At 63.5% G+C, this 23301-nt stretch carries 27 protein-coding genes; 8 read left to right on the forward strand and 19 right to left on the reverse strand.

Annotated elements, in window-relative coordinates; all coding sequences use genetic code 11:
• Window positions 1-5: 5 nt before the first annotated feature.
• The 3 genes from NYQ83_RS04030 to NYQ83_RS04040 all read right to left on the reverse strand — a co-directional run bounded on the left by NYQ83_RS04030 (window position 6) and on the right by NYQ83_RS04040 (window position 3384).
• Window positions 6-947, reverse strand: a complete 942-nt coding sequence (locus tag NYQ83_RS04030; RefSeq protein ID WP_261212633.1) for an ABC transporter permease — start codon at window positions 945-947, stop codon at window positions 6-8.
• Entirely contained in the window at window positions 944-1717 is a 774-nt protein-coding gene (locus NYQ83_RS04035; RefSeq protein WP_261212635.1) for an SDR family NAD(P)-dependent oxidoreductase, read from the reverse strand. Before NYQ83_RS04035 ends, NYQ83_RS04030 begins: the two co-directional genes overlap by 4 nt.
• Before the next feature lie 182 nt (window positions 1718-1899).
• Window positions 1900-3384, reverse strand: coding sequence for a xylulokinase (locus tag NYQ83_RS04040; RefSeq protein ID WP_261212636.1), 1485 nt, complete (start codon window positions 3382-3384; stop codon window positions 1900-1902).
• 439 nt (window positions 3385-3823) lie between these two features.
• Between NYQ83_RS04040 and NYQ83_RS04045 the strand changes: the two genes are divergently transcribed.
• The 3 genes from NYQ83_RS04045 to NYQ83_RS04055 all read left to right on the forward strand — a co-directional run bounded on the left by NYQ83_RS04045 (window position 3824) and on the right by NYQ83_RS04055 (window position 5363).
• Complete coding sequence (locus NYQ83_RS04045; protein ID WP_261212639.1) at window positions 3824-4240, forward strand: DoxX family protein; 417 nt, start codon at window positions 3824-3826, stop codon at window positions 4238-4240.
• A 66-nt stretch (window positions 4241-4306) separates the two neighbouring features.
• Entirely contained in the window at window positions 4307-4819 is a 513-nt protein-coding gene (locus NYQ83_RS04050; protein WP_261212640.1) for a hypothetical protein, read from the forward strand.
• A 97-nt stretch (window positions 4820-4916) separates the two neighbouring features.
• Window positions 4917-5363 carry an excalibur calcium-binding domain-containing protein gene (locus tag NYQ83_RS04055; RefSeq protein ID WP_261212642.1) on the forward strand — a complete coding sequence of 149 codons (447 nt, stop codon included), beginning with the start codon at window positions 4917-4919 and terminating at the stop codon, window positions 5361-5363.
• Between the two features lie 15 nt (window positions 5364-5378).
• On the opposite strand, the gene NYQ83_RS04060 is transcribed toward NYQ83_RS04055, so the two are convergent.
• From NYQ83_RS04060 to NYQ83_RS04090, 7 genes are all read right to left on the reverse strand, one after another.
• On the reverse strand, window positions 5379-6677 hold the full coding sequence (locus NYQ83_RS04060; RefSeq protein ID WP_261212644.1) for a DUF3422 family protein: 1299 nt from the start codon (window positions 6675-6677) through the stop codon (window positions 5379-5381).
• The gene (locus NYQ83_RS04065) at window positions 6655-7653 is read right to left on the reverse strand and encodes an NAD-dependent epimerase/dehydratase family protein (RefSeq protein ID WP_261212645.1); all 999 of its coding nucleotides are present in this window, start codon (window positions 7651-7653) and stop codon (window positions 6655-6657) included. The genes NYQ83_RS04060 and NYQ83_RS04065 overlap by 23 nt, the downstream gene beginning before the upstream one ends.
• A 16-nt stretch (window positions 7654-7669) precedes the next feature.
• Entirely contained in the window at window positions 7670-8473 is an 804-nt protein-coding gene (locus tag NYQ83_RS04070; protein WP_128293509.1) for a glycosyltransferase, read from the reverse strand.
• Between the two features lie 23 nt (window positions 8474-8496).
• Complete coding sequence (locus NYQ83_RS04075; RefSeq protein WP_261212649.1) at window positions 8497-9717, reverse strand: NAD-dependent epimerase/dehydratase family protein; 1221 nt, start codon at window positions 9715-9717, stop codon at window positions 8497-8499.
• 259 nt (window positions 9718-9976) lie between these two features.
• Window positions 9977-10408 (reverse strand): manganese-binding transcriptional regulator MntR, encoded by a 432-nt coding sequence (gene mntR / locus NYQ83_RS04080; RefSeq protein ID WP_261212664.1) that lies wholly within the window; start codon window positions 10406-10408, stop codon window positions 9977-9979.
• A 172-nt stretch (window positions 10409-10580) separates the two neighbouring features.
• The gene (gene tsaA / locus NYQ83_RS04085) at window positions 10581-11099 is read right to left on the reverse strand and encodes a tRNA (N6-threonylcarbamoyladenosine(37)-N6)-methyltransferase TrmO (protein WP_234627480.1); all 519 of its coding nucleotides are present in this window, start codon (window positions 11097-11099) and stop codon (window positions 10581-10583) included.
• A 1-nt stretch (window position 11100) separates the two neighbouring features.
• The gene (locus tag NYQ83_RS04090) at window positions 11101-11310 is read right to left on the reverse strand and encodes a molybdopterin-binding protein (protein ID WP_234627479.1); all 210 of its coding nucleotides are present in this window, start codon (window positions 11308-11310) and stop codon (window positions 11101-11103) included.
• Between the two features lie 90 nt (window positions 11311-11400).
• On the opposite strand from NYQ83_RS04090, the gene NYQ83_RS04095 reads away from it, so the two are divergent.
• Genes NYQ83_RS04095 through modC form a run of 4 tightly spaced genes read left to right on the forward strand, consistent with a single transcriptional unit; the run spans window position 11401 to window position 14791 of the window.
• Window positions 11401-12192, forward strand: coding sequence for a TOBE domain-containing protein (locus NYQ83_RS04095; RefSeq protein ID WP_234627478.1), 792 nt, complete (start codon window positions 11401-11403; stop codon window positions 12190-12192).
• 17 nt (window positions 12193-12209) lie between these two features.
• Complete coding sequence (modA, locus tag NYQ83_RS04100; RefSeq protein WP_409976954.1) at window positions 12210-12971, forward strand: molybdate ABC transporter substrate-binding protein; 762 nt, start codon at window positions 12210-12212, stop codon at window positions 12969-12971.
• Window positions 12972-12977: 6 nt separating this feature from the next.
• A complete protein-coding gene (modB, locus tag NYQ83_RS04105; protein ID WP_261212692.1) occupies window positions 12978-13664 on the forward strand; it encodes a molybdate ABC transporter permease subunit in 687 nt (228 codons plus the stop codon).
• On the forward strand, window positions 13661-14791 hold the full coding sequence (modC, locus tag NYQ83_RS04110) for a molybdenum ABC transporter ATP-binding protein (protein WP_409976955.1): 1131 nt from the start codon (window positions 13661-13663) through the stop codon (window positions 14789-14791). Before modB ends, modC begins: the two co-directional genes overlap by 4 nt.
• On the opposite strand, the gene NYQ83_RS04115 is transcribed toward modC, so the two are convergent.
• Both NYQ83_RS04115 and NYQ83_RS04120 read right to left on the reverse strand, forming a co-directional pair.
• Window positions 14788-16845 (reverse strand): TRAP transporter permease, encoded by a 2058-nt coding sequence (locus NYQ83_RS04115; protein ID WP_261212696.1) that lies wholly within the window; start codon window positions 16843-16845, stop codon window positions 14788-14790. The genes modC and NYQ83_RS04115 overlap by 4 nt on opposite strands.
• Before the next feature lie 99 nt (window positions 16846-16944).
• Window positions 16945-17952: a TAXI family TRAP transporter solute-binding subunit gene (locus tag NYQ83_RS04120; protein WP_234627474.1), complete on the reverse strand. Its 1008-nt coding sequence runs from the start codon at window positions 17950-17952 to the stop codon at window positions 16945-16947.
• Between the two features lie 216 nt (window positions 17953-18168).
• Between NYQ83_RS04120 and tenA the strand changes: the two genes are divergently transcribed.
• On the forward strand, window positions 18169-18846 hold the full coding sequence (gene tenA, locus NYQ83_RS04125; RefSeq protein ID WP_261212698.1) for a thiaminase II: 678 nt from the start codon (window positions 18169-18171) through the stop codon (window positions 18844-18846).
• Between the two features lie 43 nt (window positions 18847-18889).
• Here the strand turns inward: tenA and NYQ83_RS04130 are convergent, their stop codons facing one another.
• The 7 genes from NYQ83_RS04130 to NYQ83_RS04160 all read right to left on the reverse strand — a co-directional run bounded on the left by NYQ83_RS04130 (window position 18890) and on the right by NYQ83_RS04160 (window position 23248).
• Window positions 18890-19015, reverse strand: coding sequence for a hypothetical protein (locus NYQ83_RS04130; protein ID WP_261212700.1), 126 nt, complete (start codon window positions 19013-19015; stop codon window positions 18890-18892).
• Window positions 19016-19075: 60 nt separating this feature from the next.
• Entirely contained in the window at window positions 19076-20020 is a 945-nt protein-coding gene (locus tag NYQ83_RS04135; RefSeq protein WP_261212703.1) for a phosphatidate cytidylyltransferase, read from the reverse strand.
• A complete protein-coding gene (locus NYQ83_RS04140; protein ID WP_261212705.1) occupies window positions 20013-20684 on the reverse strand; it encodes a lysophospholipid acyltransferase family protein in 672 nt (223 codons plus the stop codon). Before NYQ83_RS04140 ends, NYQ83_RS04135 begins: the two co-directional genes overlap by 8 nt.
• Window positions 20681-21295, reverse strand: coding sequence for a CDP-alcohol phosphatidyltransferase family protein (locus NYQ83_RS04145; RefSeq protein ID WP_261212707.1), 615 nt, complete (start codon window positions 21293-21295; stop codon window positions 20681-20683). Before NYQ83_RS04145 ends, NYQ83_RS04140 begins: the two co-directional genes overlap by 4 nt.
• Window positions 21296-21381: 86 nt before the next feature.
• Entirely contained in the window at window positions 21382-21864 is a 483-nt protein-coding gene (locus NYQ83_RS04150; RefSeq protein WP_261212709.1) for a DUF3429 domain-containing protein, read from the reverse strand.
• A gap of 101 nt (window positions 21865-21965) precedes the next feature.
• Entirely contained in the window at window positions 21966-22772 is an 807-nt protein-coding gene (locus NYQ83_RS04155; protein WP_261212711.1) for a fructosamine kinase family protein, read from the reverse strand.
• On the reverse strand, window positions 22769-23248 hold the full coding sequence (locus tag NYQ83_RS04160; RefSeq protein WP_261213940.1) for a low molecular weight protein-tyrosine-phosphatase: 480 nt from the start codon (window positions 23246-23248) through the stop codon (window positions 22769-22771). Before NYQ83_RS04160 ends, NYQ83_RS04155 begins: the two co-directional genes overlap by 4 nt.
• Between the last annotated feature and the right edge of the window lie 53 nt (window positions 23249-23301).

Genomic DNA, 23301 nt, shown 5'->3' on the forward strand with positions numbered 1-23301 from the left:
GCGCTTCATACGGAAAATGCGGCCTTCTTCAGAACGCTGGCAGAGACGCTCACGGAGGCGATGACGATGACGCCCAGCATGATATCTTGCAGGTAATAGGGAGCGCCGAGAAGCACGAGGCCGTTGGCAAGCACCGAAATGATCAGGGCACCGACGAAGGTGCCGGCAATGTTCGGGCGTCCAGGCTCGAACATGGTCATGCCGAGAAGCACCGCGGCGATACCGTTCAAGAGATAATCGCCCGCCATCTGCGGCGAGGCGGAGCTCAGATTGGCGACGAGAAGAACGGCCGCAATACCGGCCGCAAACCCCGAGAGCGTAAGGCCGATCAGCTTCATGCGCCGCGTCGCGATGCCGGCACGATGGGCCGCCTCCTGCGCTTCTCCGGTTGCCAGCATATGCGTGCCGAGCCGCGTCTTGCGCGTCACGAACCAGGCGCTCAGAACGACGGCCGCCATGACCACGACGAGGACCGGAATGCCGAAGATCTTGCCGCGCGCCAGGGCGAGAAACATCGGATCCCAGCGCCCGACAAAGGCCACGCCGCCGGTGATCATGAACGTCAGACCATTGGCGATCGCGGCCGTGCCGAGTGTGGCAATGAGAGAGGGCACCTTCACGCCGGTGACGAGGAACCCGTTCACCAGGCCGCCCAGGGTGGCGACGGCAAGACCCGCGACAACGGCAAGCCCCCAAAACGTGCCGCCGGCGATGAGGCCGCCGGTGACGACGGCGGCAAGGCTCGCAAGATTGGCGAAGGAGAGATCGAGCTCGGAGGTCAACAGCGCGAAAGTGAAGCCGGTGGCAAGGATCGCCAGAAAGCTCGTCTGCTTCAGAACATTCAGCAGATTGGCGCTGGAGGCGAAATTGCGCGCGAAGACGATGAGGAAGACGAAGACGAGGAGCCCCGCGAGCGCCGTCCCGTATTTGGCGATGAAATCTCTCACCCGGCCTGGTCCGCGAGCTTGCCGATCGGCGGGATCAATTCCAGCCCCCCGGTGACGGGAATGACGGCGCCCGTCACGAAAGCGGCGCGCGGTGACATGAGGAAGGCGACGACCTCCGCGACGTCCTCAGGCAGACCGAGACGGCGCAGAGGCGTCCGCGCCGAGGCTGCCCGCTCGAGTTTTCCGAAGGCATCGCCCGGGAAAGCCCCACGCACCATCTCTGTGGCGATGATCCCCGGCGCCACCGCATTGGCACGCACGCCGTCCGGCCCCAAGGACTGGGCGATGTTGAAGGTCATCGTGTTGACGCCTCCCTTGGCCGCGCCATAGGCCGGGTTGGCGCCCCCCGAAAGCCAGGCGATCGATGAGACGAAGACCATAGCGCCGCCGTTTCCGGCAGAACGCATCGCGCGCCCCACCGCCCGGCCGACACGATGGGCGCTCGAGAGATTGACGTCGATCACCCGCTCCCAGCCCTCGTCGTCCTGATCGGGAAAGGCCGCGACATGCGATGTGCCGGCACAATGCACGAGGCCGTCGATGCGGCCGAAGCGGGTGCGACAGGCATCGACCAGAGCCTCCGGCGCCGACCGGTCGAGAAGGTCGGCAGAGGCGTAGGCGTCGTCTTCGCCCAACAGATCGGCGAGCTTGCCACCGTCATCGAGATCGGTCGCAAAGATCCGCCACCCGTCGCGTTGCATGGCCGAAGACGTCGCACGACCGATGCCGCCGCTGGCACCGGTGATGAGAACGACGGGTTTTCCGCTCATCTCGCCACGCCTCGATGCTCTCGCAGCATTGTGCCATGCCTCATTCTTCGCCCCATCCTGCATCCAAGAGTCATTTCAGTACATTATGCGTGAACGTTCGCGTGGCGCAGAATGCGGCGTAAGGTCAAGGGCCGGATCGGCACTTTGCTCTTAAAGCCGCATGTCGCTCCCGGACGATGCATTCAACTCGGCCTCCGGCGAAGCTTCTCGAGAGACCGGGCAGCACGTGCCACCGGCTCATGCATCTCGGTGAAAAGGGCATAGAGCGCATCGTAATGCGCATGGTGCGCCGCGTTCGGCAGGTAGGAGGTGAAGTCTTCCTCGGGTGCGGCTGCGCCGACGTTCTCCGCAAACCCAAGGGCCACCCGACAAAGAGCAAAGCAGCCGGCGAGCCCCATCTCGGCGTGGCGAGAGACAAGGACTGGACGGCCGAGAATATCGGCGCGCATTTGATTCCAGAGCGGGCTTTTCGTGCCGCCTCCGGCCATGCGAACGGCTTCCGCGGCAAGGCCTGTCGCCGTCTCCGCCCGCTCCAGCACGGTGCGGTTGAGGAAGCCGACGCCTTGCATGACGGCGCGCACGAGGTCGCCCCGGCCGTGGCCGGACGTCATGCCGAGAAAGGAGGCCGCAAGGTTTCCGTCCCAGAACGGTGTGCGCTCTCCGTGCAGATACGGGTGAAACAGAAGTGGGCGCGGATTTTCAGGCTCGCCCAGAAGCGCCGCCAGCCGTTCCTGGAACGGTCGAGGCGTCGCATCGAGCCCATCGACGATCCAGGTGAGAAGGTTGGCGCCGTTCTGGCCTGGCCCACCCAGATGCCAGAGTTCCTCCCCCCAGGGGATGGTGATCAGCCCTTCGGCCTCGCCGCGCCGATGCGACAGCAGGCCGAAGACCTCCGAAGAGCCAGAAATACAATAGGCGCTTCCGCTCTTGAGCCCCCCGAGACCGGCGACCGCGGTCCAGCTGTCGTTGGAACCGCACAGGACTTTGGCTCCGGCAAGGGCGCTCAGCGCCCCCGGCAGCCCTTCGCGCACCTGGCCGACGATATCTTCCGGCTGCCCGAGCGGCGGCAGAAGAGCGCGTTCAAGGCCGAGGCGGGCGGCGGCAGAGGCGTCGCCGCGGGCCAAAGATTGCGCCAGCCAATGCTGCGAGACGTGGTCGGAACGGGCGATGCCCGTCAGTTGCAGATTGAGATAATCCTTAGGCTCCAGAACAAGGTGCGTTCTTTCCCAATTCTCCGCCTCGTTCTCCTTCAACCAGAGAAGACGTGCGGTCGGATGGAAGGCATTGAGGCCTGCGAGCACTCCGTCGGCGTCGAGAGCCTCGTCCCTCCGCGCCGTCGCCAGCGCGCTTTCAGCGCGCGAATCGCGGAAGCCGAGCGCCGGGCGCACACTCTTCCCCGCTTGATCGAGAAAGACCTGCGTGCGCGTGAAACCGCACAGCGCCACCGCCGCAATGCCGCCGAGCCCACCCGAGCTCTCGCTTGAGATCCGTTCGCAGGCGCTCTTCAGAGCCTCCCACCACAGCGCCGGCTCCTGCTCGGAATGCCCCGGCGCCCGTTCCTCGAAACCCGTCTCGACATTCGCGCTCGCCAAGACGGACCCGTCTGCCTCGAACAGACATGCCTTGAGAGCCGAGCCCCCGAGATCGATCGCCAGGACGCGCGTCATGGGAAACGTCTCCTGCATCCTTCTCGTGGCCGCGATTCAGGTGGACACGCCCTCGCCGCCTGCCCGGACGACACCGACAAACCTCGTGCATGAGACAGGAAAGCTCCGGCACCCGTGGAGGCAGAGATCACGCGCGAAACCTTGTGCGAGAGGGTCACGGCAGATTGAAGAGCGTGTGCAGGACCAAAGAAAACCCTGCGGGACCTATAACTTAGCTCCACGGTCTCCTCATGCGACTCATCTGAGTCCATTCTTAAGCCTCTGACTTACCAGCTGTTAATTTGCGGGAGAAGCCATGCTGTGGCTTTCTCCGGCAAGCTGATCGTTCGTCATTGCCCGTGGGAAGCGGTTTTTCTCCGCGTGCGGGCGAACGAAGCGGTCGGGGCGGTTTGCGGGCGAGGCTCGCGGATCCAGGCGATCATCAAGAAGGAAATTTCCCATGACCACCAAGGATCTTGAGACAATCTGGGCGCCACGCGTCCTCAGTGTCGTGCGCATCGTCGCCGCACTCCTGTTCATGGAGCACGGCACGCAGAAGCTCTTGGGCTTCCCACCGGCCGATCACGTGACGGCGGCCTTCAGCCTCGGCTGGTACGCCGGCATTCTCGAAATGTGCGGGGGCGCGCTCCTCGTCATCGGTCTGTTCACCCGGCCGGTCGCCTTCGTTCTCTCCGGCCTCATGGCCTTTGCCTATTTCCTCGCGCATTTCCCGCGTGCCTTCTATCCCGTGCTGAACGGCGGCGATGCGGCGATCCTCTTCTGTTTCTTGTTCTTCTATCTCGTCTTCGCCGGTCCCGGCCCGTGGAGCGTCGATGCCTGGCGGGCGAACAAGACCTTCTTGCCGCCGCGCGACTGATTTCTCCCGGAAGGGCGGGACGCCCCGCCCTTCCCTCTCCACCGTCTGCGCTCAAGGAACGCGAACATGGCCTCGCTCGGCAGCGACCCGACCGGCACGATCGTGAAGCCGGCCATGGTCGCGCTCCTGGTCGTCTCGGGCGTGACCGGGATCATGATGCTCACGCATCGCTACAGCGATCTTGTTCGCTTTGCGCATGAATGGCTGAGCGTTCTTTTCATCGTCGCCGCGCTCTGGCTTTTCCTCAGCAACTGGCGGGCCGTTGCCCGGTCCTTCAAACGGAGTGCAGGCCGGGGCGCTTTCGGCATCGCCCTCATGGCATCAGTGGCACTCACCGGGATGACGGGAAACGCTCAGCATGTGAGCCCGACAACCGTGCTTCAGGTCTTGTCGAACGCGCCTCTGGAGAAGGCCGCCCCCGCCTTCGGGCTGGAACCGGAGACCGCACTGGAAATGCTGCACCAGGCCGGGATCAAGGCCTCGCTCGGCGACACGCTCAGCACGATCGGCGCCCGCAACGGCACCAACGGCGCGGAGATCGCCTCGCGCCTTGCCGAACAGGCGCAGGCGAGCGAGTAACGCCGGCAGAGCACAGCTTCAGAAAGCCGCGCCGCTGTACGCGCGCTGTCCACCCCTCGCAACCTAAGGTTAACCCCTCATGCGTAGGTGGCAAAACATGTCGGGGGATACACGACGCGAGACCGATCACCAACCGGGCCTTAGGGGTGGATCGGAATGTCACGAAGGGCACGGGGAAGCCGCGGCGGCGTCGCGCCCCCGTCTGCCTCCCGATCTTGCAGAGAAAGAGGCAGAGAAACTGCGCCAGCGCTTCGCGCGCATTTCCAAAGCCGCCGGTCTTTATCGAACCCCTCAGAAACGTCGGCTCCCCTTCGTCGCACTCATTATCCTGGCTTTTCTCGCGGGCTTCCTCGCCGTTCTTGTGCAGCCTCACCTGCCGCCAACCATTGTCCTGCGCCATTACGCGGCGGCGCCAAACTGCGGCCTCGCGCGACTCGTCAAGCTCGCACCCGCCAGGCGTGGCGAACCGGGCTACTGGCCGCGGCACGACGCAGATAATGATGGGATTGCCTGCGAGCCCGTGCCGTCGACGAACGTCGATTGAGATTCAGGTCGTGGTCTAATCGGGAGTCTTTTTGGCAGCTGCACGCCGTGCCCGGCGGACCCCGTACCACACGAGACCTGCCACAAAAGGCACCGCAAGACCCGTCGCCAGACCAACATTGATCGGCGTGCCGGCGCTTTCCGCTGCCTTGAAGAGATAGCCGACGAGACCGATGGCGTAATAGCTGATCGCCACCACCGACAGACCTTCGACCGTCTCCTGCAGCTTGAGCTGAACGCGCGCGCGCTCGTCCATGTTCTTCAAAAGGTCTCGGTTCTGCTCTTCGAGCTCCACCTCGACACGTGCCCGCAAAAGGCTGCCGACACGCGCGGCGCGCTGCGCCAGCGCCTCCTGGCGCTCCTCGGCCGATTCGCAGGTGGCCATCGCCGGTCCCATGCGCCGGTCCAGAAAGCCATCGATGGTCAGCACCTCGTCCATGCGCTCCAGACGCAGATCGCGCAGTCGCTGCTCGACGAGCTGGTAGTAGGCGCGCGAGGCGCCGAAGCGATAGCTGGTGCGCGCCGCCACGCTTTCGATCTCGGCCGAGAGCTGTGACAGGTGTCGAAGGAGATCGGCGTCGCTCGTCTGATCGGCCCGGTCGGCCATGCGTGCACTGATATCGGCGAGCGCCTCGTCGACCGACCGCAGCCGCGGCGTCGCCTCCTGGGCAATCGGCAAAGCGAGAAGCGCGAGCGCGCGATAGGTGTTGAGCTCGACGAGCCGCTGCACCGTGCGGCCGGCATGGCGCTCCTCGAGCCCCTTGTCCTGAATGAGGATGCGGGTGAAATGGTCGGAATGCAGGCGGAAATCGGCCCAGACCAGAGCCTTGCCGCCAGCCACGGCATTGCCGATCAGGGGATTGCCATTGAAATGCCGGAGCGAAATCTCCTCCGGGCTCGGCATCTCCACCTCTTTCGGGATGATTGCCAAATGCACCGCCGACAGGACCTCTCCCGGCACTTCCGCCAGCCAGTCGCGCGGCAGCTCCTCGATGATCGTGTCTTCGAAGGGGTGGGTGAAATGCGCCCGCCGGAAGAAGGTGTAGGAGCAGAATTCCGTATGGCGCTCCCATTTCACCGTGAGACCGCCGAACTCGGCCGTATGGTGCTTCGCCTCGCTCGAGGGCGCGGCACCGCCGAGACGGGCGCAAAGGCGCGCCAGATGCTCCCGGTCGGCCTCCAGACTCTTTTCGCCCGACAGGGCGGCGAATTGCGAGATTCGCAATGGCGCGCGCATCGGCTCCGACGGCCGCGCATGCAGCTCGCGGATCAGGTATTCCCGCTGCGGATGCTCACGGAAAAGTTGTGGGTTCATTCGCTTCGGCTCCACAAACGCCGGCAAGCGCATCGATCGTGCCGGCAAAATGCGCCCGCCCGCCCGGCTGCCAGCCAAGTCTCCTTAAGCGATCACAACACATGATGGCGACACTTCTTTCGTCGCCCCTTTCCGGCAGCGATCCTGGCCGGGCCAGTGCCTCGCGCAACGCCGCCACGATCTCGCGGTTGCTGAGAAGAAGATCCGAGCAGTTGTAGATCTGCCCCGTGGCCATTTCCGCAGGCGCATCGAGAAGGAGAGCGACAGCCTGCCCGACATCCTCGCCATGAACCTCCGTCGCGACGCGAGGCGCAATTTCGAGAGTCCCGTCAAGAATCTGGCGCGCGATGCTCATCCATTTCGTCCGCTCCAGCGGTTCGACGAGACCATAAACCCCGGTCACTCTGAGCGAGGCTCCGGCAAAGCCCACGGACGGCATGGCGGGCGTGACGGCCGGTACGGCGAGCGGCGCGAAAGTCTCCGGCGGGTCAAGGCAGAGTTTGCGCAACCCCCTCTCCACGGCGAGCTTGACGTGGCCGTAATGGGTGTCCGGCTCGGGCACCATCGTCTCATCGAGCGGACCCTCCAGAGACCCGTAGACGGCACGGCTCGACAAGAAGACGGCCCTCTTCACGCCTGCGGCCTTGGCCTCTGTCAGGAAGCGCAAAGAGGCGTCGCGGTTGGCGCGGTAAAAACCTTCGACATCGTCGCCCTCGCCGCCGCGGTAGCGGCCCTCCACATGCTGGAAAGCGGCATGGACGACGTGATCGACGTCCGCGATGGCCGCACCAAAATCGGCCTGCGGATCGAGCTCGAAAGGCACCCATTCGAAAGGAAAGGAGAAGCGCCCCTCGGGAGGCCGCTGCCGCGAGGCGAGCCTGATCCGAAAACCATGGCCGACCAGATGGCGCGCGATCAACTGGCCGACATAGCCGGTGCCGCCAGTAACGAGAACAAGAGGCGGCTGTTCGCTCATGCGCAGAAAGAGGCTCTCAGGTTGCCGGCGCGATCGGATCGAGCGATTCCGGCAATCCGCGCCCTTCCATGACGTTCCACCACAGATCGATCAGCGGCCCAAGCTCTGCGCGCTTGGGATGATCCTCCTGCCAGGGCTTCTCGTATTGGTAGTGCAGGATCTTGGTGGCGTCCCAATTCCACAGCTGCGGCAGCCGGAAATAGACATATTGCAGGACATTGTAGATGTACGGCAGGCCGTGCCAGTCGGCGAAGTAATCCTGCAAAAAGCTCTGATCGGTGCGGGGCCAGAACGCGTCGGGCGCGTCGAGGACGAGCATCATCGTCTCGTAGGTCGCCTTGTCGGGCTCGGTTACGAAAACGCCGGAATTCAGCCGATGGAAACCGTCGAGCGCGTCGTAGACGTTCGGAGCGGCGGAAAACCCCGGATAGCCGAAGAGCTTGTCGCAATTGCGCAGAAAGAGCGCATCGGCATCGACGAAGACGATGCGCTCATATTCATCGAGTTCCCATAGCCGCAGCTTGGCGAAATTGAGAAGCGGGTCGTGGAAGCTCGGCTTCTCTCCCCTCGTAAAGGGCGCTTCGCGATGCTGCGCGGCCCGGCTATGGCGTTCGCGAAATGCCTCCGACACCTCCGGTGGACGCGTCGGAACCACGCTCACCCCTTCCGCCTCCATCTGATCGAGCCCCGGAAGATCCTCCGGGGCCAGGACAAGCAGCGGCGCTTCCGATTCCGTCATACGGAATGAACGCGCAAGCGCCGTCGCTCCGATCAAGTAATCAGGATTTGCGGCAAGGGTAGCATAGGCAACTTTCGCCATACGGCCGAGACTTTCTATGAACTTTAGGAGATTGCCGTCAATTTCGGCGAACCTGGGTGGGTATTAATCGCCTTGTTACGCTCTTTCGTCCACCCAGACACGCACGGAATGCGCGTTTTGTCGATTCGGTAGGCGTATTTGCGGGCCACGTCGATCACTTCCGACAAGAGGCCTTCCTCGAGCCGGATCGGGTCGAGGCCGAGAGCGAGGAACTTTTCGTTGCAGACGGAAAGCTCGTTTTCATCAGCCTCTTTGCGAGGATTCGGCAGGTTAATGATCTTCGCGTCCGTCATCTTCGCAACGAGCTCGGCGAGATCGCGCACCCGATGGGTCTCCGTCGCCTGGTTGAAGATCTTGACCGGCTCACCGGATGACGGCGGATTCTTGAGAGCAATTTCGATGCAGCGCACGGAATCCTGAATATGGATGAAAGCGCGCGTCTGCCCACCGGTGCCGTGCACGGTGAGCGGATAGCCGACGGCCGCCTGAATCAGGAAGCGGTTGAGGACGGTGCCGTAATCGCCATCATAATCGAAACGGTTGATGAGCTGTTCGTGCATCTTCGTTTCGGCGGTGTTGGTGCCCCACACCACGCCCTGATGCAGGTCGGTGACGCGGATGCCGTCGTTCTTGGCGTAGAACTGGAAAAGCAGCTGATCGAGGCATTTCGTCATGTGATAGACGCTGCCCGGATTGGCCGGATAGAGGATTTCGCGGTCCTCCCACTCGCCCGTCTGGCTCTGGATCTTGACCGGCAGATAACCTTCCGGGATCTGCGCCTTGACCGTGCCATAGCCATAAACGCCCATGGTGCCGAGATGCACGAGATGCGCATCGAGATCGACGGCAACCATGGCGTTCAGAATGTTGTGGGTGGCGTTGACGTTGTTGTCGACGGTGTAGGTCTTGTGACGATCCGACTTCATCGAATAGGGCGCAGCGCGCTGCTCGGCGAAGTGGATGATCGCCGCGGGACGATTCTCATCCAGCCAGTTCTTGAACCGCTCGTACTCCTTGGCGACGTCGATCAGATGGAAGCGTAGGGCGACTCCCGTCAGTTCACGCCAGACCCGGCAGCGCTCCTGGATGGAATCCATCGGGGTGAGCGATTGAACGCCGAGCTCGGTGTCGATCCAGCGACGGCTCAGATTGTCGATGATATGGACCTCGTGCCCACGCTTCGACAAATGCAAGACGGTTGGCCAGCCGACGAAACCGTCGCCTCCTAAAACCGCGATCTTCATGACAATCCCATCTCCTGAGTGCGCTTTGCGTCGATCTTGTCACAATATCGGCGCCGGATGACAATCCCATGCTGCAAGCCAGGGATGCGACGTTGCGCGTCGGCGGCAAAGGGTGAACCATCCGGACGGGGCCGAAGGTGCCCATGCCACTTGGAGTTCCGACGCCGCGGCGCGGCCATCAAGGCGAGCTGTCGAGCCCTTGCCCGGCTCATAAAAAAGGGTGGTCCGGGCCCCTGGTACCCCGTTTAGCGCCGCGCGCTCAATTCTGGCGTTTGAGAAAATTGCGGAATGCCGCCAGCGTTTCGTCGCTGACATGGTGCTCCACGCCTTCGGCATCCTGTTCGGCGATTTCGCGGCTCGTGCCGATCGCCAGGAGGAAATCACGTACCAGCGCATGACGTTCGCGTGCGCGTTCAGCAAGGGCCTTGCCGGCATCGGTCAGGAAGATCGAGCGATAGGGTTCGGAACGCACGAGTCCGTCGCGGATCAACCGCTGAATGGTCCGGTTGACGGTGGCGTGGGTCACCCCGAAGCGCTCCACGAGGTCGGTTCCCCGTGCCTCTCCGTGGACGGCGATCAAGTCGTCGATCAGCTCGACGTAATCCTCCGCCACTTCCGACTGGTGCGCCTTGCGCACCCGCTCGAAGGCCGCGCGCTGGCGCGCCGGGTTGAGAAGCTTGTCCTTTGGCACTGTCCGGTCCGTGGGCAGGAGCAATGCCACTTCTGTAACAAATTTTCACCGGTGAACAATGCTTAGCACTGCCTAAGCGGAACGCCTGCCGCGCGCCTCAACGGCTTCGGCCGAACGTCATGACATGACGGGAATCCCGAGAAGCTCGGTCGACCTCGCCGTATCCCGCGGCTTAAGGGGCTGAACGCCCGGCCAAATCGCTCTCCACCTGCAAATCGCCCGGATGCGGAGGTCCAGCGGGCTTATAGAGACAACGATCGGGCTTGATGTCGATGAGCGGCGTCTCGTCGAGACAATCCATGCCGCGCACCAGGAGCGCCCCCTCCTCTACGGCAACCAGCCTGACGATCGAGGAGCCGATCGGATTTGGCCGCACCGGCGAGCGAAGCGCAAACGTGCCGCGCGCCTCGCCGCCGCCTCTGGGGCTCTGCAGGACGAGATCGCGGCGGGAACGGTGCAGCCAGTAGAGCACTTCGAGCCGCTCGTAGAGCGCGATGGTCCGCAGCGCCTCGGTCCACGGCTCGAAGATTTCCAACCGGCACAGCGGCCCGTCCGGGCGCCCCATGCGCGGACAATCCATCCGCGATCTCCAAGGCGTGCGGGCACGGCCGATAAAGACGAGTCCCGCATCGACGGGCGGAGGCGCCGCAACGGCGCGCTCCCTTGCATCGGCGGCGTCTCGCCCGCTCATGTCAGTCGCTGACGCCGACCATGACGTCGGAAGCCTTCACGACCGCGTAAGCCTCCTGACCGACCTTAAGGCCCAGCTCATCGACAGCCTCGTTGGTAATCGATGAGGTGATGACCGTTCCGCCAATATCGATGCGAACATGCGAAGTGGTCGCCCCCTTCAACACTTCAACGACCGTGCCCTTGAGCTGATTGCGTGCACTGAGCTTCATATCCTTGTCCCCCAAACGTCGAACTATCTATGAGACTAGCGACACGTTATGTAGTTTGACTATACGACGTTAGGAGAGTGTCCCTCGGCCATGGAAATCGAAGCCCTTGTGTCTTTGCGCAGCTCGGAATCGCCGGCCGTCGGTCGCGACAGGATCCGACTGCTCGAAGCCGTGGCGCGGGAGGGCTCGATCACGGCCGGAGCGAAGGCGGCCGGCATCACCTACAAGGCCGCCTGGGATGCGCTCGATGCCATGGCCAATCTGTTCGGTCAGCCGCTTCTGGAAAAGCGCACCGGCGGACGTGCCGGTGGCGGGGCGACGCTGACGCCGACGGGGATCAAGGTCATCGAGGCCTATCACAAGCTGGAGACGGAGATGGCACGTGTCGTGCGCTCCCTCGAGCCGCATCTCTCCGGCACCGGCATTTCTCCGCTCAACCTCGTCTCGGGAGTGCTCATGAAGACCTCGGCCCGCAATGCGCTGAGAGGTACGATCACCCAGATCATCTCCGATGCGGTCGCAAGCGAAGTGGCGGTCAAGGTCAACGAGGCCACGACGATTTACGCCGTCGTCACGCAGGAAAGCCTCAAAATGCTCGGCCTGTGCGTCGGTCGCGAGGCGGTCGCCCTCATCAAGGCACCCTTCGTCATCATTGCGCCGGGCGAAAGCGCTCCGCCCCTGTCGGTGCGCAACTGCGTCGCCGGCACGGTCCGCCGGCTGACGCCCTCCGAAGTCACGACAGAAGTCGTCCTCGATATCGGCGGCGAGAAAAGCCTCGCCGCAACCATCACGGCCGAAAGTGCCAGATCTCTGGGCCTGGAACCCGGAAAGCCGGCATGCGCTCTCTTCGACGCGGCGCATGTCATTCTTGCGATCGACTGATCATTGGGGGAACTGAAATGATGTCATTGCGCTCTTTTGCGGCCGGGCTTCTGGTGGCCGCGGTGTCTCTGCCTGCCTCGATGGCTGCGGCGGCCGAAACGAATGTCGCCGTCGCCGCGAACTTCACCGAAGCGGCGAAAGAAATCGCCGCCGCCTTCAAGGAAAAGACCGGCGACGAAGCGGCTCTGTCGTTCGGCTCGACCGGCCAGCTCTACACGCAGATCAGCCAGGATGCGCCGTTCGAGGTGTTTCTTGCCGCCGACGACGAGCGGCCGGCCAAAGCCATCGCCGAAGGCTATGCGGTCGAAGGCAGCGACTTCACCTATGCGATCGGCAAGATCGTCTTGTGGAGCACCGACGCCGACCTCGTCACCGGCGAGGACACTCTGACATCGGGTGATTTCGACAAGATCTCGATCGCCAATCCGACGACCGCCCCTTATGGCGCCGCGGCTGTGGAGGCCATGAAGGCGCTCGGCGTCTACGACGATCTCGAGCCGAAAATCGTCCAGGGCAACAACATCGCCCAGGCATTCCAATTCGTGCAAACCGGCAATGCCGAGCTCGGCTTCGTGGCCCTGTCGCAGATTGCGGCCAGTGACGAGGGCTCGCGCTGGGAGGTTCCGGCCGATCTCTACACGCCCATCAAGCAGGACGCCGTCCTTCTGAAGAAGGGCGAGGAGAGCGAGGCGGCAAAGGCCTTTCTCGATTTCCTGAAGGGACCGGAAGCCGGCGCCATCATCGAGAAGTACGGTTACGGCACCTCGGCTGGAAGCTGATCGTTCGTGCCGGACCTTTCGTCTGAAACCGTCTCGGCGATCCGCCTCACGATCGAGCTTGCAACGATCACCACGGTGATCCTGCTCCTCGTCGGCACGCCGATCGCCTGGTGGCTCGCGCGCTCGCGCGCCTGGTGGAAGGAGGCAGTCGCGACCGTGGTCGCGCTGCCCCTCGTCCTGCCGCCGACGGTTCTGGGCTTTTATCTTCTCGTTGCGCTCGGCCCCTCCGGGCCGGGCGGACAGCTCGCGGCGCTGTGGGGCGGGCGCACGCTCGCCTTCACCTTCGAAGGCCTCGTCATCGGCTCCGTCATCTATTCCATGCCCTTCGTGGTGCAGCCGATCCGCAACGCCTTCGAGGCGATGGGCGAACGACCTTTGGAGGTCGCCGCAACGCTCCGCGCCTCCCCTTTGCACACATTCTGGAGCGTCGCCCTGCCGCTCGCACGGCCCGGCTTTCTGACGGGTGCCGTCCTCGGCTTTGCCCATACCGTCGGCGAATTCGGCGTGGTCCTCATGATCGGCGGCAACATTCCGGGCGAGACCAAGGTCCTGTCGGTGGCCATCTACGACTATGTGGAGACACTGCGCTGGGCCGAGGCGACAGTGCTGGCGGCCGGCATGGTCGTCTTCGCCTTCGTCGTCATCTTGACCATGACACTCATCGAAAAGCGCGTGGCGCGTCCCGGGAAATGACGGTTCAGACACCTCCGCCGATGGCAGGAAACACGATCGAGGCTACCTTTTCAGGTCGCCTTGGTCACTTTGTGCTCGACGCTTCTTTCTCGGTGCCGGCAAAAGGCGTCACCGGCCTGTTCGGCCCGTCGGGCTGCGGCAAGACCTCGGTGTTGCGCTGCGCGGCCGGCCTCAACAGGTTAGAGGGCACGTTCTCGATCGACGGCGAGATCTGGCAGGACGACAAAACCTTCCGCCCGACGCATCGCCGCCCGATCGGCTACGTCTTTCAGGAAGCGAGCCTCTTCCCGCATCTCAGCGTTCGCCAGAATCTTCTCTACGGCGCGCCGGGCAGACGGCCGCCCTCCTCCGCCAGCGGCACGGGTTTTGAGGAAGTCATCGAGCTTTTGGGCATCGGCGATCTCCTGGGGCGTTCGACCCGCAATCTCTCCGGTGGCGAACGCCAGCGCGTCGCCATCGGCCGGGCGCTTCTCTCGCAGCCGAAGCTCCTGTTGATGGACGAACCGCTTTCGGCGCTCGACCGGCAGACCAAGGACGGCATTCTGCCGTTTCTGGAGCGTCTGCACGATCGCCTCGCCATGCCCGTGCTTTATGTGAGCCACGATATCGCCGAGGTCGAACGCCTTGCCGACCATCTCGTTCTGATGCAGGCGGGCAAGGTTCTCGCCGCCGGGCCGCTCGTTGAATTGCAGGCCGACCCGAACCTGCCGCTTGCTGCCTCGCGCGAGGCCGTCGTCAGCCTCGATGCGGTCGTGGAAAGCTATGATGCCGCTTTCGGCCTTGCCCGGCTTGCCGTCGCCGGTGGGCATTTCGAGATCCCGGCCTCGGCCGGGGCGCCCGGAACACGCCGCCGGATCCGCATCGCGGCTGGCGATGTGAGCCTCACCCGCCGTCCGCCCGAAGGCACGACGATCATCAACATCCTGCCGGTGACGATCGTCTCAGAAACGCCGGTCGGCGAGCACGAAACACTCCTCGTCCTGCGCCTTGGCGAAAACGGTGAAGGCGCCAGGCTCCTGTCGCGCGTGACGCGGCGCTCCTGGCACCACCTGCAGCTTGAGGTGGGCCAGAAGCTCTATGCGCAGATCAAGGGCGTGGCGCTCACGCCGGCGAGCGCCGCCAGCTAGGTCGACGCCTCACTCTCTGCGGCCCGTCTCGGCGGTACGTGCTCAAAGCCGAAGAAGACCTGCCGCAGGAGGACGAGGGCGAGAATGCCGAGCCCGATCGCCGTCGAGGTGAACTCCGGCGCCACCAAAAGAATGGCTGCGACGGCGAGCACCCACCGTTCGAGGAGATAGAGCGGCCCCCACAGCCAGCCCGCAAAGGCCGCCGAGAGCGCCGTGATGCCGACCACCGTTCCGGTGAAAGCGAGCGCAAAAGCCTGCCAGGTGAAGCCATCGGTCACCAGAAGCAGCGACGGCGAGAAGACGAAGACGAACGGCACCAGCGCCTTGCCCATGCCGAGCCGGAAAGCGGTGTTGCCCGCCTTGAAGGGATTGGCATTGGCGATCCCCGCCCCGGCATAAGCGGCAAGCGCCACAGGTGGCGTGATGTCGGCCAGAACCCCGTAATAGAAGACGAAGAAATGCGCCACGATCGGCGCGATCCCGAGCAGCCCCAGAACCGGCGCTGCGACCGATACCATGATCAGATAGGTCGCCGTCGTCGGGATGCCGCAGCCCATGACGATGCAGACCATTGCCGTCAGGATGAGGGTGATCAGCAGCGTCAGCGTGGAGACTTCCATCACGCCGAAGGGGATGTAGGGGCCGATCATTTCCGCCCACTGCCCCGCGGTCGAGGTCACCATATAGGCGATCTTGAAGGAGACGCCGGTGAGCGTGACGACACCGATGATGATGCCGACCGTTGCGGCCGCAGCACCCACGGCGAGCGCGTATTTCGCGCCAAGCACGAAGGCGTCGACGACGTCCTTCACTTTGATGCGGTTCAGCGGATTGACGAGACCGATGACGATGCAGGCGGTGATGCCCCAGAAGGCGGCGAGATAGGGCGTGAAGCCCTGAAGGAGGATGCCGATCAAAAGAAAGAGCGGGATCAGCGTCGGCCAGTCCCGCTTCAGGATCACGCCGACCTTCGGCAACTCTTCTCTCGTCAGGCCACGCAGGCCGAGCCGCTTCGCCTCGAAATGCACCTGACAGAGTACGCCGAAGAAATGCATCGCCGCCGGCACGATCGCCGCCGTGATGATGGTCGTATAGGAGACGCCCAGAAACTCGATCATCAGAAAGGCGGCGGCGCCCATGACCGGCGGCGTGATCTGCCCGCCGGTCGAGGATGCCGCTTCCACGGCCGCCGCGAAATGGCGCTGATAGCCGATGCGGATCATCGCCGGGATCGTCAGCGCACCGGTCGTCACCGTGTTGGCGATCGAGGAACCCGAGATCGATCCGAGAAGAGCCGACGAGAAGACGGAGACCTTGGCCGGGCCGCCGGAGAAGCGGCCGGCGAAGGCCGAGGCGAAGTCGATGAAGAGGCGCCCGAGACCGATGCGCGTCGCCAAGACGCCGAAAAGGACGAAGTGGAAGACGTACGTCGCCACGACACCGACCGGCAGACCGTAGATGCCCTGGCTCGTCAGATAGAGGTGGTTGACGAGCGTCTTCCAATCGCTGCCCGGATGCACAAGGACGCCCGGCGCGCTTTGCCCGAATATCGCATAGGCCATGACGATGATGGCAATCACTGGCAAGGGCCAGCCCATCGATCGGCGCGTCGCCTCCAGGAGGACGACGATCATGACCGTCCCCATGACGACGTCGATCGGCAGAGGATTGCCGACGCGGAAGGCGAGATCGTTGAATATCCACGGGACGTAGAGCGAGGCTACGGCCGCCGCGAGGGCGAACAGCCAGTCGTAGATCGGCAGGCCGAGCGGCCGCCACAGGCTCGAGGGATAAAGGGTATCCTGGCCCTTCTTGGTTGCGGCGAAAACGATGAAGATCAGGGACAGGACGAAGGCGAGATGCACGCCGCGATGGTTGACCTCGCGCAAAAGGCCAAAGCCCGCCGTGTAATAGTGAAAGAGCGACAGGCAGAAGAGGAGCGTCGCGGCGACATATCCCGCGTAGCGCCCGAGCGGCCGAAAACGCACTTCCGGATCAAACCGCTCTTCGAGCTCTTTGACCGCGGCGGGATCAATCTCTTTTTCTTCCTGCATCCTAACCTGTCGTCTTTTGGGCCTTCCGGCCTTCCACACTCAAACGTCCACAATCAAACAGGCGGCGGAAAACCGCCGCCTGCATTGCTGAAATCCGGCTTACTTGGAGACGCCGGCTTCGTCGTAGAACTTCTTCGCACCCGGATGCAGCGGAATGCCCACACCGTCGAGAGCCGTGTCGAGCGTGATCACCTTGCCCTTGGCATGACCGCTGTCGAGGAGCTTGCGGGTGTTGTCGTTCCACAAAGCCTTGGTGATCTCGTAGATCAGCTCTTCCGGCTGATCGGCGCTCGTCACCAATTGGGCACCCACAGAGAGCGTCTCAACGTCCTCGTCCTGCCCTTCATAGGTGCCCGCCGGGATCGTGTTGGCGGCGAAGAACTCGTAATCGGAGACGACGCTGTCGGCCTCGTCGCCGGCGATCGGCACGACGGTGATGTCGGTGTTGGAGGCCAGCTCCACGATGGCACCGGCCGGGAAACCACCGACGAAGAAGAAGGCGTCCATGGCGCCGTCGCGCATACGGTCAGCGGCCTGGTTCGGCTTCAGATAATCCGCCTCGATGTCGTCCTCGCTCAAGCCCCAGGCGCCGAGGATGAGACGCGCATCGACGATGGTGCCGGAGCCCGGCTCGTCCAGAGAGACGCGCTTGCCCTTCAGATCGGCGACCGACTTGATGCCGGAGGATTTGCTGGCGATGAGATGGATGCTCTCGGGATAGAGGTTGGCGATCGCACGGAGCTTCTCGACCTTGCCCTTGCCCTCAAAGACGCCGGTGCCGGTCTGCGCCCAATAGGCGACGTCCGACTGCGAAAAGCCGGATTCGACACCGCCGGAATTAATTGCATTGACGTTCGCAACGGAGCCATTGGAAGCGATCGCCGTCGCCACCAGGCCCGGCACGCCGCAGCTGCCGCCTTCGTCGCAAGGACGCGAGCCCGGAGGGTTGGAGATGGCATTGGCGATGAGACCGCCGATCGGGAAATACGTCCCGGACGTGCCGCCGGTGGCGATGCGGAAGAATTTTACGTCCTGCGCAAAGGAGGTCCCGGCAAGCGCCAGGCCGGCAACTGCGATCACCGCCCCGATCAGCTTTCTGGATGGCATGAATGTCATCTTCTGTTCCCATGTTCGTGAACTGGCACGGGAGGCCCGAAGCCTCCCGCATAGGCGGCACCATAGCTGTCGGAACAGGCCGAAGGAAACCAGATTGTGACGGAAATAGCGGCACATCCCCGTAAAGCTTAAGTCGAAAGAGCCCTTCGACAGGTAGACGCTTCCCTCTGTTCTGGCTACTTGCCGGGGAATGGGAAGGAGATCGCGATGAGCACGTTTTCCGCAGCAGCCTGGGCGCGCAATGCCGGGCTCTACGAGACTATCCGCAACATGCCGTTCAACACCGAGCTTGCCGCCGGGACGCTCTCTGAAGAGCGGTTCAAGCATTACATCACCCAGGATGCGCATTACCTGATCGGCTTCGGCAAGGGCCTCGCCATTGCCGCGGCCAAGGCACCCGATCCCGAGCGCATGGTGCAGCTCGCCAATTCCGCGCAAGGGGCGATCGTGGTGGAACGGGCGCTGCACGGCACTTTCTTTGCCGATTACGGTATCGCACCCGAGGTCTTCGAAGCCAGCCCGCTGTCGCCCGCCTGCCACCATTACGTGTCGTTCATCACGGCGACCGCCTGGAGCGAGCCCTATGAGGTGCTGCTGGCGGCGCTCCTGCCCTGCTTCTGGATCTATGCCGAGGTCGGCAACGACATCCTTGCCCGCGCCGCGTCGCCCAATCCCTATTCGGCGTGGATCGAAACCTATGCCGGTGAGGAGTTTCAGGACGCCGTCAAGACGATGATCGCCACCACCGACGAGGCCGTGACCGAGGCGGCGCCCACCGTTCAGGCCAAGGCGCATGATGCCTTCGACCGGGCGGTGCAGCTTGAATGGATGTTCTGGGATTCAGCCTACCGGCTCGAGACATGGCCGGTGCGGCCCGGGGAATAGGAAGCGGCCTGAACATGACCCGCGGCGTGAGAGCCGCGGGCGCTCAGCCCGGAGGCTTGCGATCGCGGGGTCGGTTCTGGTGCCGTGATACGAAATAAAAGAACACGCCGATCGCCACGGCGCCTACGGGCATCATGCGGAAGAGCAGCATGAATTCGAGGCTGCTCATGCGGCGAGCCTTCCGAGCACCTTTCGTCCCAGCCAAGTCTAAGCCGGAAAACTGCTCCGGTCAGCTCACCGAGAAAAAGAACCGCGTTAAGTGGAAGAAGATCGGCGCGGCGAAGACCAGGGAGTCGATGCGGTCGAGCACGCCGCCATGACCTTCGATCATCTGTCCCCAATCCTTGACGCCACGGTCGCGTTTGATCGCCGACATGACGAGACCGCCGAAGAAGCCCATGATGGCGATCAACGCCGCCATGGCGAGCGCAACAAGCGGCGTAAACGGCGTCAGCCACCACAGCCCAGCGCCCAGAAGCGTCGCAAGCCCGACGCCGCCAACCAGCCCCTCCCAGGTCTTAGACGGCGACAAATTCGGCGCGACCTTTCGGCGTCCGAATAGCTTGCCGCAGATATATTGCAGCACGTCGCTTGCCTGCACGACGATGATCAGGAAGGCGATCAGAAGCAGGTTGCCGCCCTCAAATCCCGGGATGTCGAGGTTCAAGATCGCCGGCACATGCGACAGGCAGAAGACGCAGATCATCAGCGCCCATTGCACCTGCGCGACACGTTCCATGTACCGCGCGGTGTCGGCGCGAAAGGCAGCGATGATCGGGAGAGCCAGGAACGCATAGACCGGGATCAGAACCGAGTAGATGCCATACTGGTCGGCGAGGACAAGGGCGTATTGCGCCGGTAGAAAGATGAAAAAACTCGCCGCGAGCGCATAATGATCGCCGCGCCTGGTCGGCGTCAGCGTCATGAATTCGCGCAATGCCGTAAAGGAGGCGAAGGCGAAAAGAAGGACGACACCCGCCTTGCCGAACAGGAAGGCGATGAGCATCAGCGCGACGAGCACCCACCACGCCTTGATGCGTGCGTTGAGATTGTCGATCACCGCGTGCGGCTTTTGCCAGCTGATCGTCCGCTTCAGGATGAACCCGATGAGCGAGGCGACGGCCAGAATGGCAAAGACGCCAGCCGCCAGAGTGAGGAGATTGGGCTCAGCCATCTTTGTGGGTCTCTCCGTTGGCCGGCGCGGTCGCCAATAGCGCCGCGCGGGCGCGATCCAGAAACGCCTGCTTCTCCTCTCCCTCACCCAGCTTGACCGGAGCGCCGAAGGTTACGGTGCACAAGAGCGGCACGGGGACGATCTCGCCTTTCGGCAAGACACGGTTCAAATTGTCGATCCAGACCGGGACGCACTCGATCTCGGGACGCTTCTCGGCGAGCCGGTAGATGCCGCTCTTGAACGGCAGGAGGCGCTCGTCGCCGGTGTTGCGCGTCCCTTCTGGAAACAGGATCAGGGAGGCGCCGCCAGACAATGCATCGGCCATCAGGGCGATTGGATCGGGGGTCTCTTCCGTGCGGGTGCGCTCGATCAGGACGGCGCGAAACACCTCTTCAGAGATATATCGGCGCATCCGCGTCGCACGCCAGTAATCGGCGGCCGCAACAGGACGTGTCACGCGCCGCAGCGCCGGCGGCAGCACCGACCACAACAGCACGAAATCGCCATGGCTCACATGGTTGGCGTAATAAATGCGGCGATGGGTGGTGGGATCGCAGCCGCGCCATTCCGCGCGCACACCGGTTGCGACTCGCGCCACAAGGATCAGCGCCGTCGTGGTGGCATCGACCATGAACCCCGACGCGGCGGGCGGAAAATCGCTCATTCGCCTGCCCTTACCGGCATTTCGGCAAGCGCCGCGCGCACCCGCTTCACGATGGTGACGACGAGCAGGATCGCCACAGCCCACAGAGCGAGCGCGCTCCAATCCGGCAACGGCCCGCCGAAGCCGACCCATGTCCCGATAACGCCGAAAACGAGCGCCCGGTCGCTTTTGCCGAGCGGGCCGTCATATCGGCGGCTGGCACCCAGCGCCTGCGCCAGGACGCCGGCAAACTCGGTCAGAATGGCGAGAAGCACGACGAAGGCGACGAGCCCCGGGCCAAAGGCCGGCAGGATCGCGAAGGGCGCATAAAGGAACGCGTCGGAGACGACGTCACCGAGCTCGTTGAAAAAGGCGCCGAGCCTGCTCTTCTGCCCATGCTCGCGCGCCAGCATGCCGTCGGCGGCGTTGAAGGCCATCCTCAGCCCGAGCCACAGGGGGATGAGGAGGAAGAGCGGGCGCACTTCGGCCGCCATGACCAGAAGACCGACGAGAACGGAGATAGCGGAGGCGGCAAGCGTCACCTGATTGGCCGTCACGCCTTTTTCGGCGAGGCGGTCGACATATGGGCGCAGGCGAGCCTGGAAGGCCGGCTTGAGATCGTAAAGGGTCATGGGCGGGCCGGGAATCAAAGAAGATCGCGGTCACAATGCCTGCCTCGACACAGTTTGCAAGCCGGCTCACGGCTTCGTCGCCTGGCTCAATCGACCCAGAGAAGAAGAACCACAAAGCTTGCAATCGGCACGAGCATCTGGAGGGGACGCAGACGCGCAAAGAAGAGCGGCGCTTCGCCTCTCCTGGCGCTGAGCGGATCGACGATCGCCAGGCGCACATAGCCGGCCAACAGCAAAAGAAGCGTGCCTGATCCTGGCCCGAGCAGCAGAGACACAAGCCCGAGCCCGAAGAGCCAGAAAGTCATGACGAGCTGCGTGATTGTCGGGCCGGCCTCGGTGCGAAAACTGAGGCCTCGGCGCACGCCACCAAGAAAGATTAAAACAACGGCGCCCCAGATCGTCGTCAGAGACAGCACGACCTCGGCCGCATCGTCCGGTAGCACGAGGACAGCGAGCGCGCCTACGGTGATCGGCAGCATTGCACCGTAGCCGAGGAAAATGCTGAGACCCGGCGTCCTGGCCGGCTCGCTTATCTCAAGGCTGCGGCCGTCCTTTTCGTAAGTCGGCATAGCCAGGGAACTTCGGAACCCTTTGACGGTTCCCGTTGAAACAGGCTGCGGCAGCCATGTCGACGGTCGCAAGAGGAGAACTCCTCAAGCGATGCCGGCTTCTAGACGCCGAGCTGTTGGAGAAGACCTTCGACCATCGGCCGGTACCCACCGCCGAAGAGGCGCAGATGCACGAGCGCCGGCCAGAGTTGATAGATGGTGAGCCTTTCCTCATAGCCCGGCTCCAGCGCACCATAGGCGTCGTAAAAAGCGCCGCCGGGGCGACCGAAGAGATTGAGCATCGCGAGATCGACCTCGGAATGGCCGAAATAGCAGGCCGGGTCGATCAGCCCGGAGACCCGATCATCGGACACGACGATGTTTCCGCCCCACATGTCGCCGTGCAGGAGCGCCGCGGCAGGTTGCGCGGGAATTCGGTTTGGAAGATCGGCGACAAGACGTTCGATGCGGCGAGCAAGCCTGCCGTCGACATGCGGCACGTTCACGAGGAGGCGCTTGTCGCCCCAGAAGCCGATCCAATCCTCGGCACGATCATTGACGATCGCGACGGGACCGAAGGCATAATCTTCGCTCCAGCCATATTTCCCGTCGCGATGCGCGTGCAATGTCGCAAGCGCGATACCGAGATCGGCCCAGGCATTTCTGAGACTGCCGCTGTCGGGCAAAATCTCCATGACGAGGGCGTGCTCGTCGACCGCCAGAACCGCCGGCGCCGGGGCGCCGCTTTCTGCGATGGCGGCGAGCATCGCCGCTTCTGTGCGGGGGGAAGGACCATTTTTGACAACCGCCTCACGCCCATCCTCCAGCCTAATGTGGGCGAGTTGCGAGATGTCGCCGCCATGCAAAGCGGTTTCCGAAACAAGGACGCCGCCGAGAAGCTCCGCCCCGGCCTCTCCGAGGAGGCTCATACCGGCACCTTGAGATGCTGCGCCAAGCCGCGAGCCCCGGCGCTCACATCCGACCACGTGGTCTCGAAGCCCTCATCCCCTCCGAAATAAGGATCGGCCACCGGCTCGCCCTCACGGCCTTTCACATGGTCGAGGAGCAGGCTCAGCCTCGCCGTCGCGTCGGAGGGCGCAATACGTTTAAGTGCCGCCAGATTTTCGCGGTCGAGCGCCACGATGTGGGTGAAGTGGTAGAAATCCTGGCGGGTGACGGTGCGCGCGCGGCAAGCCGTGACATCGACACCGTGGCGGCGCGCCACCGCCTGCGCCCGCGGATCGGGCGCTTCGCCGGCATGCCAGTCGCCCATGCCAGCGGAATCGATTTCGACCTCCATCCCCTGCGCTGCCGCTTCTTCACGGAAGGCGGCTTCTGCCAAGGGCGACCGGCAGATATTACCGAGACAGACGAAAAGAACGGACGGGCGTTCGTCCGCTTGCATTTGCATGTGAGATCTGCGGCTCAATTTGGTCGCGTCCCATCGGCGCTTTTCGC

It is taken from the genome of Afifella sp. JA880, assembly GCF_025379905.1.
GTDB classification, from domain to species: Bacteria; Pseudomonadota; Alphaproteobacteria; order Rhizobiales; family Afifellaceae; genus Afifella; species Afifella aestuarii.